Raw genomic sequence first — 13317 nt, 5'->3', positions numbered from 1 at the left:
AGCGGCCCTTCGGGGGATGCCCAGCCAGCGCGCCAGCGGGACATCATGCCACCTTTGTCAGTCGGTCAGAGCACCCTTATCACTTCGTTCAAACGCGACGGAACGCCAGCGTGCCGTTGGTGCCACCGAAGCCGAACGAGTTGGAGATGGCCACGTCGATCTTGGCTTCGCGCGCGGTGTGCGGCACGAAGTCCAGATCGCAGCCTTCGCCCGGCTCGTCCAGGTTGATGGTGGGCGGCAGCACCTGGTCGCGCAGCGCCAGGATGGTGAAGATCGCTTCCACGCCGCCGGCCGCACCCAGCAGATGGCCGGTGACCGACTTGGTGGAGCTCATCGCCAGCTTGTAGGCGTGGTCGCCGAACACGCGCTTGGCCGCCAGCACTTCACCCAGGTCGCCCAGCGGCGTGGAGGTACCGTGCGCGTTGACGTACTGCACCTCGGTCGGGTTGATGCCGCCATCCTTCAGCGCGCTATCCATGCAGCGCGCCGCACCCTCGCCGCCCTCGCTGGGCGCGGTGATGTGGTAGGCGTCGCCGCTCATGCCAAAGCCCACCAGCTCGGCGTAGATCTTCGCGCCGCGCGCCTTGGCGTGCTCGTACTCTTCCAGCACCAGCACGCCGGCGCCGTCGGACAGCACGAAGCCGTCGCGATCCTTGTCCCACGGACGGCTGGCCTTGGTCGGCTCGTCGTTGCGGGTGGACATGGCCTTGGCCGAGCAGAAGCCCGCCATGGCGGTACCTGTGGTGGCGAACTCGGCGCCGCCAGCGATCATCACGTCGGCGTCGCCGTACTGGATCATGCGCGCGGCCAGGCCGATGTTGTGCGTGCCGGTGGTGCAGGCCGTGACGCAGGCGATGTTCGGGCCCTTGAGGCCGTTCATGATCGACAGGTGGCCGGACACCATGTTGATGATCGAGCTGGGCACGAAGAACGGGGACACGCGACGCGGACCCTTGTCGTGCAGCTCGATCGAGGTGTGCTCGATGGTATGCAGACCGCCAATACCGGCGGCCACCGCCACGCCGATGCGGGCGGCGTTGGCTTCCGTCACTTCCAGCCCGGAGTCGCGCAGGGCTTGCGTGCCCGCGGCGATGCCGTAGTGGATGAACGGGTCCATCTTCTTGATCTCTTTCGGGGCAATCCACTGCGCCGGGTCGAAATCACGTACCTGACCGGCGATGCGCGTGGCATAGGCGGTAGCGTCGAAATGGGTAACCGAACCGATGCCGCTCACGCCCTTGAGAATGTTGTCCCAGGCGCTGGCGATATCGTTGCCGACCGGCGAAATAATGCCGAGGCCGGTTACAACCACACGTCGTTTGCTCATGCTGATCTTCCCTTGTGTTTCCGTGGCGCCGCTCAGAGCGGCTGCGATTGCGCGCTAGCGCGGCCACGTAGTCCGGGCCGCCGGTGCGGGACGCCGCACCATACGGGATCGGACGTTGCAAAATGCAGAAACGAAAACTGCGCCAATGTGGCGCAGCTTCCGGTATCGCTGGCGGGCAGACGCATGTCGCCAGGCGCCTGCCACGGCGGAGCGATCACTCCTTGGTGTGGGCCTTGATGTAATCGACGGCCTGCTGCACCGTGGTGATCTTCTCGGCTTCTTCGTCCGGGATCTCGGTCTCGAACTCTTCCTCGAGAGCCATCACCAGCTCGACGGTGTCCAGCGAATCCGCGCCCAGATCGTCCACGAACGAAGCGTTCGCCGTGACTTCATCCTCCTTCACGCCCAGCTGCTCGATGACGATTTTCTTGACGCGCTCTTCGATGGTGCTCATGTTGCCAATACCTCCCAAGGAGTAGTTACCTGTCGACGGCTGGCCTTAGGGCCAACCTTTGGCCGGCGGATTGTAGTGGCTAAGCCCTGGGGCCGCCATGGTCCGCTGACCGTGGTGAAACGCAGGCCACGGGACCGGCGCGAAAGAAGCAATTGTCGCCTAAAACGAGGTCGCTTGCGACAACTCCTTGTTAAGCCGGCCCGTGCCGGCGTGCCGATACGCCCTCCGGATACCCGGGAAGCGCCTCGGCTGTTTCAAACAATGCAGCGTATAGCGGCGCTTGGCGCCACTACTTCACGCCTCAGGGCATGTACATGCCGCCGTTGACGTGAAGGGTCTCGCCGGTGATGTAGGACGCCGCCGGCGAGGCAAGGAAGCCCACCGCCTTGGCGATATCCTCGGCCTCACCCAGGCGACCCAGCGCAATCTGACCCAGCAGCGCCTGCTTGGACTCTTCCGGCAGCGAGCGGGTCATGTCGGTATCAATGAAGCCCGGGGCCACCACGTTCACCGTGATGCCACGCGAACCGATCTCGCGCGCCAGCGACTTGGAGAAGGCAATGATGCCGGCCTTGGCGGCGGCGTAGTTGGCCTGGCCGGGGTTGCCGGTGAGGCCGATCACCGAGGCGATGGAAATGATGCGGCCCTTGCGCGCCTTCATCATGCCGCGCATGACCGCCTTGGACGTGCGATACACCGAGGTGAGGTTGGTATCGAGAATGGCCTGCCAGTCTTCATCGCGCATGCGCATCAGCAGCTGGTCGCGCGTGATACCGGCGTTGTTCACTAGGATCGACACGGCGCCGAACTCCTTGGCGATACCGTCGATAAGCGCCTCCACCGAAGCGCCATCCGTCACGTTGAGCACGCGACCGTGACCGCCGTGCGCCGCCAGGCGCTCGCCAATCGCTGCCGCGCCGCTCTCGCTGGTCGCGGTGCCGATTACCGTGGCGCCCTGCGCCGCCAGTTCGTCGGCAATGGCCGCACCGATGCCGCGACTGGCGCCGGTCACCAGGGCAATTTCACCTTGCAGAGTCTTGCTCATCTGTCATTTCCCTTTGGATGGCTGGACGTCGATCCGCCCATGCGCATGAATGTGGTGATCGGCCTTAGACCCACTCGGCGCGGGTGGCATCCAGCTCGGCAGGCGTCCCGATGGCACGCGCCTCGACGCTCTTGTCGATGCGCTTGATCAGGCCCGCCAGCACCTTGCCCGGGCCCGCCTCGGCCACGCGCGTGGCGCCATGGGCGACCAGCGCCTGCACGCACTCCGTCCAGCGCACCGGCAGGTAGAGCTGGCGTTGCAGCGCGGCGCGGATGTCCTCCAGCGTCTCGTAGCTGCGCGCCTCGGCGTTCTGCACCACCGGAATACGCGGCAGTGTCCAGGCGATGGACGCCATGCGCTCACCCAGGCGATCGGCAGCATCACGCATCAGGGCGCAGTGCGAAGGCACCGACACGGCCAGCTTGATCGCCTTCTTCACACCCTGCTCGGCGAGCTTGGCCAGCGCACGATCGACGGCCTCGGCATTGCCGGCGATCACCAGCTGGCCGGGCGAGTTGAAGTTGGCCGGCGACACCACCTGACCCTGTGCAACCTCCTCGCACACAGCGGCGATCTGGGCATCGTCGCCACCCAGGATGGCGGCCATGGCACCCACGCCCGACGGCACTGCCGCCTGCATCAGGCGACCGCGCTCGGTAACCAGCGCCGCCGCGTCGTGCAGCGAAAGCGCTTGGGCGCAAACGAGCGCACTGTATTCACCCAGGCTGTGACCGGAGAACTGCGCCGGCTGTGCGCCGCCCAGCTTCTGCCATACGCGCCACACCGCGACGCTTGCAGCAAGCAGCGCCGGCTGCGTGTTTTCGGTGCGATTGAGATCCTCCTCCGGACCTTGCTGGCTCAGCGCCCACAAGTCGACGCCAGCGCCCTGCGACGCCTCGTCGAAGGTGGCCTTCACCTCCGGATGGGCGGCGGCCAGTTCAGCCAGCATGCCGACCGATTGCGAGCCCTGGCCCGGAAAAACGAAAGCGAGCGAAGCGACAGTCTGGGTCATGGAGGATGGATGTTCCAAAACGAAAAACGGAATGGTGCCAGCATTGCGCGCCATACGCAGCTGTATTCGGGCAAATCGCGCGCCATGAGCGGACGCGCGCACCGACCGTAACCACCGTGACGGGGCTACGCCCCGGCCGCCACAAGGTCGACTGAAACGCAGGGAGCCAGCTCACGGCACCGCAGGCGTGACACAGCCCCAGAACGAACCATGCCGCCCGGAGGCGGCATGGTTCGTCATCAGAATCAGCAGGGATCAGTAGCGCAGCAGTGCCGACGCCCAGGTGAATCCGCCGCCAAAAGCCTCCAGCAACAGGTTCTGGCCACGCTGCACCTTGCCCGAGCGCACCGCGTAATCCAGTGCCAAGGGCACCGAACCCGACGAGGTGTTGGCGTGCTCCTGCACCGTCACGATCACCTGATCCATCGGCATGTTCAGGCGCTTGGCCGTGGCTTCGATGATGCGCAGGTTGGCCTGATGAGGGATGAGCCAGTCGATCTGCGAGGCCTCCATGCCAGCCGCCTGCAGGGTTTCATCGACCAGGGAGTCGAGCGTTTTCACGGCCACCTTGAACACTTCGCGGCCGGACATATTGATGCGCACACCGTGGTTCGGCTCGTCCGTGAAACCCGCCGAGACACCCACCGGGTTGTACAAGAGATGCTTGAACCCGCCATCGGCGTGCAGCAGTGTGGCGTAGATGCCCGGCTCTTCGGAGGCTTCGAGCACCACGGCACCAGCGCCGTCGCCGAACAGCACGCAGGTCTCGCGCTCCTTCCAGTCGATCATGCGGGTCAGCGTTTCCGCGCCGATCACCAGCACCTTCTTGGATTGGCCACTGCGAATGAACTTGTCAGCAATGCCCAACGCGTAGACGAAGCCCGAGCAGGCGGCATTCACGTCGAACGCTGCGCAGCCGTTAGCGCCCAGGCGGTGCTGCACGAGGCAGGCGGTGGACGGGAAAATGATGTCGGGCGTGGTCGTGCCCAGCACGATCAGGTCAAGCTCGGACGCCTTGACGCCTGCCGCCTCCAGCGCGCGCTGCGCTGCCTCGGTGGCAAGATCGCCGGTGGTCTGGCCTTCCGCGGCGATGTGTCGCCGCTGGATGCCGGTGCGAGTGCGAATCCATTCGTCGCTGGTCTCGACGATCTTCTCGAGATCGGCGTTGGTCACCACGCGTTCGGGCAGCGCGCTGCCGGTACCGGTGATGCGGGCGTAGATCTGGGCCATTAACTTTCCATGCGGAGGGTCGGACGAACGGACTGCGTCATGTCGCTGCAGCCGGTTACCAATCCGCCAACGTTACGTGGGTGATCGCATAAACGCAAAGCGGCGCGAAATCGCGCCGCCATGCGGAACCGTATCCCTTGCGGGACCGATTAATCCTCTTCGACCACCGAGGTGTTGGTGTCGATGACCTTCTTACCGCGGTAGTAGCCATCCTTGGTGACGTGGTGGCGCAGGTGCACCTCGCCACTGGTCGGGTCGGTGGCCAGCTGCACGGACTTGAGCGCATCGTGCGAACGACGCATGCCGCGGGTGGACGGGGTCTTGCGGCTCTTGGCAACGGCCATGGCGAATCTCCAGCTAAATCAACGTTTCTTGAGTTCGCGCAAAATCGCGAACGGGTTATCGGAACGCCCTTCGCCGGAGGATTCCTCGGGATCGGGGCCTGTTACTTCTTCTGGCAGAGCGCTGTCGGGGTTCACGGGAACCAGCGGCAACGCCAACAACAATTCGTCTTCGATCACATCCAGCAGGCTCAGCTTGCCGTCCTCGGCGACGAGCAGGGGCTCGCAACCTGGTGGCAAAGCCGCCTCCTCGCGCTCGGAGCGGATCAACCCGAGCCGACTATCCACCGCCACCGGCAGCACAAAAGGCTCCAGGGTGCGCTGACAAGTCAGCATGAGCGGAGCCTCGACGCGAACGTCCAGGTAGGACGTACCGAACGCGTCACGACCGAAATCCAGCTCGTATTGCGCTGTCCCTTCCGTACTGGCCAGGGCCTCGCCCAGCCGCTTCATGGCGGCTATGGGCAGTACCCCCTGGAACGAACGCCGCGCCGAGACCAGGCGCCAAGCGTCCACGGACTCTGGCAGTGTCACGGACATAGACGCGAAATCTTAGGATTACAACAGGTTGAAGTCAACGGGTCAGGCACCCCTCAAATGGGGAGATCGGCTATTTTGCCTGAACGCCACCGGTACGGCAGACTGCGAGCCTGTTTCCGCTGCCCAGCCTGACGCCCCGTGACTCTTTACCTGACGCTCGGCCTGGTCGCCCTGGTGGTGTTGGTGGCGGCATCGCTTGGACTGGCCCTCACCCATCGACGCCGGGCCAATCGCCGCTCCAGCAGCCTCCGCGCACTGCTTGAACTGGCCGACCGCCTGGAGGCCGATCTCAAGACCTGCCGAGCCGGGCTGGCGCAGGCCCATGCGGTGATCTCGCTCAACCCCGACCAACCGGCCCAGGGTGAGCAGGAAGCCCGCCAGGCCATCGACGCCGGCTTGCGCTCCTTACTGCAGCAGCGCATCTGGATTCGCGACCAAGCCCCCCGCGCCAGCCAGCAACAGCTGGACCTGGCCGTGAACACCATGAACGACACCCGCGCGCGCCTGCGCCCCCTGCTGAGCGCCTTGGACCGCGCCCAGCACGACCTGGACAGCGCGATGCGCGAGCACCTTCGACGAGAGCACGACGCATGACCCTTCCCACCCTGGTGCTCGGCTCCACCTCGCGCTATCGCGCGGAGCTGCTGCGCCGCCTCTACCCCACCTTCGAACAACGCGCCCCCGGCACCGACGAAACCCCGCTGGCCCACGAGACACCGCGCGACCGGGCTCGCCGCCTGGCCATCGCCAAGGCACAGGCTGCCGCCGAAGGGCTGGAAGATGCGCTCGTGATCGGCTCCGACCAGGTCGCCGAATTGGCCGGCCACATACTGGACAAGCCAGGCACCACCGAGCGCGCCCATGCGCAGCTCTCGGCATGTTCCGGGCATGAAGTGCACTTTCATACCGCGTTGTGCCTGCACGACACCCGCACCGGCCAGGATCGCGTGCATGTGGATCACACACGCGTTTTCTTCCGCAGCCTCGACGCGCAGGAAATCGACCGTTACATCGAGCGCGAGCAACCGCTGGATTGCGCCGGCAGCTTCAAATGCGAAGGCCTGGGCATCAGCCTGTTCGAGCGCATCGAGAACGAAGATCCCAGCGCGCTCATCGGGCTGCCGCTGATTGCCCTGGCGCGCCTGCTGCGCGAAGCGGGCATCGCGCTGCCCTGATGATGGCCCTTAGTCGCTCAGCGGCGTCGCCTGTTGCGACTGCAGCCAGATAAGGCAGCCATCGTCGACAGGCGGCGCCAAGGTCGGCATCGAGGGTACACGCCCCCCATAGAAGGCGATGCGACGCCGACCCTCGAAGAGATCCAGCCGCTCCAGCAAACGTGGTTGCGCGATGCGCCCGCAGAGCGTGCGCAGCCAGCCTGGCCGCTCGCGCGCGCGCAAGGCTGTTTCATCGACCGCCAGCACCATCGCATCGCCCGCATGCCCTGCGTGTAACGCGGATTCGTCGCGCTGCCAAACGGCGAGTTGCGGCGCCCTGCCGTGTTTGACATTAAGCGGGTTGTCCAAGGCATACACCGGCACCCGCCCGTTCAATTGAAAGTCGATTTCCGCCGCCAGCATGAAGTTGTCGGCCACCAGCACACGCGGCTCACTGTCGAGCAGCCGATCCGCAACGGCCCCGCTCTCGCGCCAACCAACAAAGCGCGCGGGAAAGGCCTTGACTCCCGCCAGCACCTGGGCGCCCGCGGGGCTCGCGGCCAACCCCAGATAAGCCAAGCCTGCCACCTGCCCAAGCGCAGCGAGCGCAAACGTGAGCCTGAGTAGCCACGGCCGCCAGGCGGATGGCCGGCGCAACAGCACCGGCAGCGCAGCCAGCAAAGGCAAATAGCCCGGCAGCGGCCAGTGCGCGCGAAAGCGCAGGTCGTCCGCAAACAAGCCAAGCACGAAATACAAGACAATGAAGCTCAGCGACACCACCGCCAACGCATCCCACGGCGCCCCTTCCCGTCGACTGCGTTGCCAGCAGCGCCAGGCCGCCCACAACAGCAGCAGATAGAGCAAGGGCGTGCAGGCCATGGCCTGCTCCAAAGGTTGAACCAGGGCGTCCGCATGGAACTGCCAGGGATTGCGCTCCATCAACTGGAACGCCACGCCCGCACCGCGCTGCTGCCAATTGGAGATCACCAGGGGAATCAAGCCCAGCGCCGCCACCACTATCGCCAGCCAAAAGCCCCCGCGCCGCCACTGGCCGCGGCCGCGTGCCGTGAACACCAACAGCAACAGGCCAGCCAACATGGGCATTGCCGCGCGATAGTGCGTGAGCCAGCACACATCCAGCGCCACGCCGAGCAGCAACCAGTGACGCCAACGATTGCTCTCCATGGCCTGAACCAACGCATACAGGGCCCAGGTGATCGCCACCGTCAGCGGCGCATCGGGTAGCGCCAGCACGCCCAGCGAACCAGCCAACGGCAGCGCCATGCACAGCAGGCCGGCCTGCCAGCCCGCCCGCTCATCGAACCATTCGCGAGCCAGCGCGCGCACCAGCCAAGGCAGCGCACTACCCATGAGCAAGAACGGCCAACGCATGCCGAGCACGCTGTGACCCGCCAGGGATTCACCCAGGCGGATCAACCAGGCAGTGAGTGGCGGCAGGTCGCTGTAGCCCCAGGCAAGGTGCCGGCTCTCCTGCCAGTAGAACGCCTCATCACCAAACGGCGAGAGCGTGGCGGCGAGAATCAGTTTGACCACGGTCAGCAGCACGAAACAGATCACAAAGGCGGCTCGCCACTGCGCAAAGCCCACGGCTACACTCACCCCATCGCGCAAGCTCGCGCTTGTGCCCTGTCCATTCCATTGCCCCACACTCATGTCCGCCATCACTCCACTGCACGATGAAACGCTGCGCGCACGCCTGGAGGCCGCCACGGCCCAGGTCAATCGCGTGCTGTTGGGCAAGCCGCGCCAGGTGAAGTTGGCCTTCACCTGCCTGATCGCCGGGGGACACCTGCTGCTGGAGGATGTGCCCGGGGTAGGCAAAACCACGCTGGCGCACGCACTCGCCGCCAGCTTTGCGCTGGATTTCCAGCGCGTGCAGTTCACCAGCGACCTGCTGCCATCGGACATTATCGGTGTGAGCGTGTACGAGCGCGAGACCGGACAGTTCCGCTTTCACGCCGGACCGATCTTCACCGGCTTGCTGCTGGCCGACGAAATCAACCGTGCCACGCCCAAAACGCAGAGCGCGCTGCTCGAAGCCATGGCCGAAGGACAAGTCACGGTAGACGGCCAGACTCACCTGCTGCCACAGCCGTTCTTCGTGGTCGCCACGCAGAACCCACTGGATTTGGCCGGCACCTTCCCGCTGCCAGACTCCCAGTTGGATCGCTTCATGCTGCGCGTGTCGCTCGACTATCCCGATGCCGCCGCTGAACGCGCCCTGCTCACGGGCAGTGATCGTCGCGACCTGCTGGCCCAGCTCACGCCGCAGCTCGATGCGGCAGGCCTCGCCGAGCTGGGTCGTCAAGCACAAGCCATTACGGCGAGCCCGGCGCTGCTGGACTATCTACAGGCGCTGCTCGCCGCCAGCCGTCGCCACGCGGACGTGCGCGTGGGCCTGTCGCCTCGCGCCGGCCTGGCACTGCTCGGCGCCTCGCGTGCATGGGCACTGCTCAGTGGTCGCACGCATGTACTGCCGGAAGATATCCAAGCCCTCTTCGTGCCCTTGGCGGCGCACCGCCTGGTTCCCACCCGTGGTGCCAGCGGCGAAAGCCTGGCACGCAGCCTGCTCGCCGACGTCGCGGTGGGTTGATGTTCGCCACCATTCGTCGCGTCCAGGGCTGGGCGGAGCGGCGATTGCCGGCACTGACGCGCTACAAGCGCCTGGAAAGCTTGCCCATCGTGCTGCATCGCCGGCGCATCTACATCGTCCCTACCGGCTTTGGCGCGGCCTTTACGGTATTGCTGCTGGTGATGCTGGCCGGGGCGCTCAATTACTCCAATAACGCGGCCTTGTTGTTGACCTGCCTGTTGGGGTCGGCCGGCACGGCGAGCATGCTGGTGGCCTTTCGCAGCCTCAACGGCCTTCGCCTGAACGCGGTGCGCCAATCGCACGCGATTGCCGGCGAGGCACTGGCCATCCAGTTGATATTCGACGGTGGCGGCCATGCGCATCCTTCCGTGCACGTACAGTGGGACGGCGACGCTGTCGTATTCGCGGCACAAAGCTCCGGCGATACATCAGTGACGCTACAGTTGCCCACGACACGGCGCGGCTGGCAGCCGCTGCCGCGCATCAAGCTGTGGAGCAACTGGCCGCTGGGCCTGTTCCACGCCTGGAGCTGGATTCACCCCGAGCACCCAGTGCTGGTATGGCCGCGCCCCGAAAACGGTGGCCCGGCACCCGAGCTGCCGGCCAATGACGACCGGCGACGCCAATTGCACCACGGCGAAGACATCGCCGCCCTGCGTGACTATCGTGCGGGCGATCCGCAACGGCACATCGCCTGGAAAAGCAGCGCCCGGCACGAGCACTTGCTCGTAAAGGATTTCGAGCAACCCCAGTCGCAGGAAGAGTGGCACCTCGACTGGCGCCAGTTAACGCTGGCCGATCCGGAGGCGCGCATCGCACGGCTGGCTCGTTGGCTCAGCGAGGCCGAAGCGGTTGGTCGACCGACCAGCCTATGGCTGCCCACCGAGGACATCGGCCTGGGTCACGGCCCGGTGCATTACACGCGCTGCATGACGGCGCTGGCCCGCATGCCATGATTCGTCTGCGCCTGTTCCGTCGCAAGCCACCGCAGCCCCTCAACGGTCGCGCCTTCGACCTGCTGTGTCTTACGGTAGCGGTGGTGCTGGCTGTGCACGTGCCGCACCTGCCCCTATGGCTGAGCGCTGGACTCGCCCTCACGCTGGGGTTGCGCTGGTGGCAGCGTCGCCAACATGGCGGGCGTGCCCCCGCGTACCTCAAGTTACCCCTGGTGGCCTTGCTGGCCGGCGCGGTGATCTTCCACTACGGCAACCTGTTTGGCCGCGAACCGGGCGCCGCGCTGGCCGTGGGCCTGCTGGTACTGAAACTGCTCGAAACCGATACCCCCCGCGATGCGCGAGTGGGCGCGGCCTTTGGCTGCTTCGCCTTGATGGCGGCCCTGCTGTTCGACCAGGGTCTGGTCGCCACCGCACTCGTGGCCCTGGGCCTGCTGCCAGCGCTGGCAACCTTGCGCGCCCTCGAACCCGCCGCGCCCGCAGCCACCCTGCCACGCGAATTGCTGCCCGCCCTGAAGTTGCTCGCCGCCTCCCTGCCCCTGGCCTTGCTGGGCTTTGTCCTGGTGCCGCGCCTGGGTTCGCCACTATGGGGCGGAGCGAACCCGGCACAGGGCCGCACTGGCCTCAGCGAGGACATGTCCCCCGGCGAGTTCTCCGAATTGCTCACCGATAACCGCCCCGCCATGCGCGTGAGCTTCGAGGGCGCGCCACCACCGGCAGGCGAGCGCTACTTTCGTGCCTACGTCATGTGGAATTACGACGGACGCCGCTGGACGCGCTTTGACACCGCACGCGGGCCTGCTCCCATCGAGTACCAGGGGGTGGTGCGCTATACCGTCAACCTGGAGGCCTCCAACCAGCGCGCTCTGCCTGCGCTGGACATGCCACTGGATGCGCCGGACGACGCCATGCTCGCCGCCGATCACGAAGTACTGAGCGGCAAGACGGTCGACGATGCCCGCACCTACACAATCCGCTCGGCGCAGCGTTACCGCTTGCAGCCCGAGTTGGATGATCAACAGCGCCGGCGCGCCTTGCGTCTTCCCCCTGGCTTCAATCCGCGCACGCTGGAACTGGCGCAGCAATGGCGCACGCGTTACGGCAACAACGATGCCGCCATCGTCAAGGCGGCGCTCGACCTGTTCCACAACGGCGGCTTCAGCTACACCCTGCTGCCCGCGCCACTAGGGCGCGACGCCGTGGACGATTTCTTGTTCTCCACCCGCCAGGGCTTTTGCGAGCATTACGCCTCGGCCTTTACCGTACTCATGCGCGACGCCGGCATTCCCGCGCGCGTGGTCACCGGTTACCAGGGTGGCTACTGGAATACCCTCGGCAACTACCTGCTTGTGCGCCAGGCCGACGCGCATGCCTGGAGCGAAGTATGGCTGCCAGGCCAAGGTTGGCAGCGTGTGGACCCCACCGGCGCGGTTCGTCCTGAGCGCGTGAGTCGCGGCGCGGCCGCGGCCGCCGAAAGCGCATCCGACTGGCTGCCCAATCAATGGTGGCTCGGCGTGCGCAATCGCTGGGATGTCGTCAACCGCTGGTGGAACCAAGGCGTTATCGGCTTTGACACACTCCGGCAGCGCGGCTTGCTGACACCCTTTGGCGTCAGGGACACCGACGCGGGCACACTGGGTCTCTTGCTGGCCGTCGGAGGTTCGCTGTTCGCGCTGCTGGGTTTGTCGTGGGCGCTGTGGAAACGCCCATCTGGCGACGCGGCTCAAGCAGCGATGCAACTGCTGGAAAGAAAGCTGTCGTCGGTGGGCCTATCCCGCCGCCCCAGTGAAGGACCGCAACACTACTTCAGTCGTGCCGCGCGGGCGCTCCCCACCCAGCGCGCGCCATTGGAGCAATTGATGAGGACGTATCTGGACCTGCGTTATGCGCACGAGGTACCGCCACCTGAACTGCTGAAGGCTTTTCAGCGTGCCGTGCGGGACTTTCGACCGCGTCGCGTGGTCAAATGATATTGAACCGTGGATGCCTGGCATCCACTACACGATGGAGAAAGCGTCATGTCCATGTACAAGCCGTTGATTCTCGCGACCGCGGTTGCCACGTTGGCCGCCTGCGCAACGGTGCCGCAGCCGCTGCAAGGCACCTTCACCGACGTGACCTCGGCCGCCGCACAACAAGGTGGCGCCGGCGGCGCGCAGGTTCGCTGGGGCGGTCAGATCATCAAGACCGCGCCAGGCGAACAACAGACCTGCTTCTACGTGCTCTCGCGTCCGCTGGACGATGAAGCCCGTCCGAAGGCCCCCAGCTCCAACAGCGAAACGCAGGGCCGCTTTGTGGCCTGTCGCGCCGGTTTCTACGACCCTGAGGTATTCAGCCCGGGCCGCGACATTACCGTGACCGGCGTGCTGCATGGCACGGTCTCGGAGAAGGTCGGCGAGTACAACTACGCCTATCCGCGCGTGGAAGCCAACGTGGTGTACCTGTGGCCCAAGCGCGTGGTCACCAATTACCCGCCGGGCTATTACGACCCGTTCTGGGGCCCGTATTGGGGTCCGTGGGGCAACCCGTGGGGTCCGTATTGGGGTCCGTGGGGTGGCTACTACCCGTCGCGCGTGATCGTGGTACCGCGCCCGGTGGTTCGCCCGCCGCCGCCGCCCGCACGCGGCTGATTGCACTTCACCAACGA

The 13317-nt window shown here is 65.7% G+C and carries 14 protein-coding genes; 6 read left to right on the top strand and 8 right to left on the bottom strand.

The genetic code is table 11. The features are described 5' to 3' along the window. Positions 1–88: 88 nt before the first annotated feature. The 7 genes from fabF to AC3G2C_RS03010 all read right to left on the bottom strand — a co-directional run bounded on the left by fabF (position 89) and on the right by AC3G2C_RS03010 (position 5949). Positions 89–1327 carry a beta-ketoacyl-ACP synthase II gene (gene fabF / locus AC3G2C_RS03040; protein WP_488383118.1) on the bottom strand — a complete coding sequence of 413 codons (1239 nt, stop codon included), beginning with the start codon at positions 1325–1327 and terminating at the stop codon, positions 89–91. Positions 1328–1541: 214 nt separating this feature from the next. After that, positions 1542–1781 carry an acyl carrier protein gene (gene acpP / locus AC3G2C_RS03035; protein ID WP_114823364.1) on the bottom strand — a complete coding sequence of 80 codons (240 nt, stop codon included), beginning with the start codon at positions 1779–1781 and terminating at the stop codon, positions 1542–1544. Positions 1782–2082: 301 nt separating this feature from the next. After that, complete coding sequence (fabG, locus tag AC3G2C_RS03030; protein WP_488383117.1) at positions 2083–2826, bottom strand: 3-oxoacyl-ACP reductase FabG; 744 nt, start codon at positions 2824–2826, stop codon at positions 2083–2085. Between the two features lie 64 nt (positions 2827–2890). Then, positions 2891–3838, bottom strand: coding sequence for an ACP S-malonyltransferase (gene fabD / locus AC3G2C_RS03025; protein ID WP_488383116.1), 948 nt, complete (start codon positions 3836–3838; stop codon positions 2891–2893). A gap of 255 nt (positions 3839–4093) precedes the next feature. After that, on the bottom strand, positions 4094–5068 hold the full coding sequence (locus tag AC3G2C_RS03020; RefSeq protein WP_488383115.1) for a beta-ketoacyl-ACP synthase III: 975 nt from the start codon (positions 5066–5068) through the stop codon (positions 4094–4096). 149 nt (positions 5069–5217) lie between these two features. Further along, complete coding sequence (gene rpmF / locus AC3G2C_RS03015; RefSeq protein WP_488383114.1) at positions 5218–5412, bottom strand: 50S ribosomal protein L32; 195 nt, start codon at positions 5410–5412, stop codon at positions 5218–5220. An 18-nt stretch (positions 5413–5430) separates the two neighbouring features. Beyond that, entirely contained in the window at positions 5431–5949 is a 519-nt protein-coding gene (locus tag AC3G2C_RS03010) for a YceD family protein (RefSeq protein WP_488383113.1), read from the bottom strand. Positions 5950–6087: 138 nt separating this feature from the next. Here AC3G2C_RS03010 and AC3G2C_RS03005 point away from each other — a divergent pair, with 138 nt between their 5' ends. Beyond that, positions 6088–6543 carry a hypothetical protein gene (locus AC3G2C_RS03005; protein WP_488383112.1) on the top strand — a complete coding sequence of 152 codons (456 nt, stop codon included), beginning with the start codon at positions 6088–6090 and terminating at the stop codon, positions 6541–6543. Further along, positions 6540–7124, top strand: coding sequence for a Maf family protein (locus AC3G2C_RS03000; protein ID WP_488383111.1), 585 nt, complete (start codon positions 6540–6542; stop codon positions 7122–7124). The genes AC3G2C_RS03005 and AC3G2C_RS03000 overlap by 4 nt, the downstream gene beginning before the upstream one ends. Before the next feature lie 9 nt (positions 7125–7133). Here AC3G2C_RS03000 and AC3G2C_RS02995 read toward each other — a convergent pair whose 3' ends face one another. Then, the gene (locus AC3G2C_RS02995) at positions 7134–8777 is read right to left on the bottom strand and encodes an ArnT family glycosyltransferase (protein WP_488383110.1); all 1644 of its coding nucleotides are present in this window, start codon (positions 8775–8777) and stop codon (positions 7134–7136) included. On the opposite strand from AC3G2C_RS02995, the gene AC3G2C_RS02990 reads away from it, so the two are divergent. Genes AC3G2C_RS02990 through AC3G2C_RS02975 form a run of 4 tightly spaced genes read left to right on the top strand, consistent with a single transcriptional unit; the run spans position 8776 to position 13300 of the window. Then, positions 8776–9717: an AAA family ATPase gene (locus AC3G2C_RS02990; RefSeq protein WP_488383109.1), complete on the top strand. Its 942-nt coding sequence runs from the start codon at positions 8776–8778 to the stop codon at positions 9715–9717. The two genes, AC3G2C_RS02995 and AC3G2C_RS02990, sit on opposite strands and share 2 nt — an antisense overlap. Continuing rightward, positions 9717–10673: a DUF58 domain-containing protein gene (locus tag AC3G2C_RS02985; RefSeq protein WP_488383108.1), complete on the top strand. Its 957-nt coding sequence runs from the start codon at positions 9717–9719 to the stop codon at positions 10671–10673. Before AC3G2C_RS02990 ends, AC3G2C_RS02985 begins: the two co-directional genes overlap by 1 nt. Further along, positions 10670–12640 carry a transglutaminase TgpA family protein gene (locus AC3G2C_RS02980; RefSeq protein ID WP_488383107.1) on the top strand — a complete coding sequence of 657 codons (1971 nt, stop codon included), beginning with the start codon at positions 10670–10672 and terminating at the stop codon, positions 12638–12640. The genes AC3G2C_RS02985 and AC3G2C_RS02980 overlap by 4 nt, the downstream gene beginning before the upstream one ends. Before the next feature lie 48 nt (positions 12641–12688). Further along, positions 12689–13300, top strand: coding sequence for a Slp family lipoprotein (locus tag AC3G2C_RS02975; RefSeq protein ID WP_488383106.1), 612 nt, complete (start codon positions 12689–12691; stop codon positions 13298–13300). Positions 13301–13317: the final 17 nt, after the last annotated feature.

This window comes from Frateuria sp. sgz306004, assembly GCF_057750885.1.
Note: the sequence above shows the minus strand (reverse complement) of the source record. Positions and strands in the feature narration are given on the sequence as shown.

What these genes read in the sequence shown, in the direction of transcription:
- fabF (WP_488383118.1), bottom strand. Translation starts at nt 1,327, where the DNA reads ATGAGCAAACGACGTGTGGTTGTAACCGGCCTCGGCATTATTTCGCCG.
- acpP (WP_114823364.1), bottom strand. Translation starts at nt 1,781, where the DNA reads ATGAGCACCATCGAAGAGCGCGTCAAGAAAATCGTCATCGAGCAGCTG.
- fabG (WP_488383117.1), bottom strand. Translation starts at nt 2,826, where the DNA reads ATGAGCAAGACTCTGCAAGGTGAAATTGCCCTGGTGACCGGCGCCAGT.
- fabD (WP_488383116.1), bottom strand. Translation starts at nt 3,838, where the DNA reads ATGACCCAGACTGTCGCTTCGCTCGCTTTCGTTTTTCCGGGCCAGGGC.
- AC3G2C_RS03020 (WP_488383115.1), bottom strand. Translation starts at nt 5,068, where the DNA reads ATGGCCCAGATCTACGCCCGCATCACCGGTACCGGCAGCGCGCTGCCC.
- rpmF (WP_488383114.1), bottom strand. Translation starts at nt 5,412, where the DNA reads ATGGCCGTTGCCAAGAGCCGCAAGACCCCGTCCACCCGCGGCATGCGT.
- AC3G2C_RS03010 (WP_488383113.1), bottom strand. Translation starts at nt 5,949, where the DNA reads ATGTCCGTGACACTGCCAGAGTCCGTGGACGCTTGGCGCCTGGTCTCG.
- AC3G2C_RS03000 (WP_488383111.1), top strand. Translation starts at nt 6,540, where the DNA reads ATGACCCTTCCCACCCTGGTGCTCGGCTCCACCTCGCGCTATCGCGCG.
- AC3G2C_RS02990 (WP_488383109.1), top strand. Translation starts at nt 8,776, where the DNA reads ATGTCCGCCATCACTCCACTGCACGATGAAACGCTGCGCGCACGCCTG.
- AC3G2C_RS02995 (WP_488383110.1), bottom strand. Translation starts at nt 8,777, where the DNA reads ATGAGTGTGGGGCAATGGAATGGACAGGGCACAAGCGCGAGCTTGCGC.
- AC3G2C_RS02985 (WP_488383108.1), top strand. Translation starts at nt 9,717, where the DNA reads ATGTTCGCCACCATTCGTCGCGTCCAGGGCTGGGCGGAGCGGCGATTG.
- AC3G2C_RS02980 (WP_488383107.1), top strand. Translation starts at nt 10,670, where the DNA reads ATGATTCGTCTGCGCCTGTTCCGTCGCAAGCCACCGCAGCCCCTCAAC.
- AC3G2C_RS02975 (WP_488383106.1), top strand. Translation starts at nt 12,689, where the DNA reads ATGTCCATGTACAAGCCGTTGATTCTCGCGACCGCGGTTGCCACGTTG.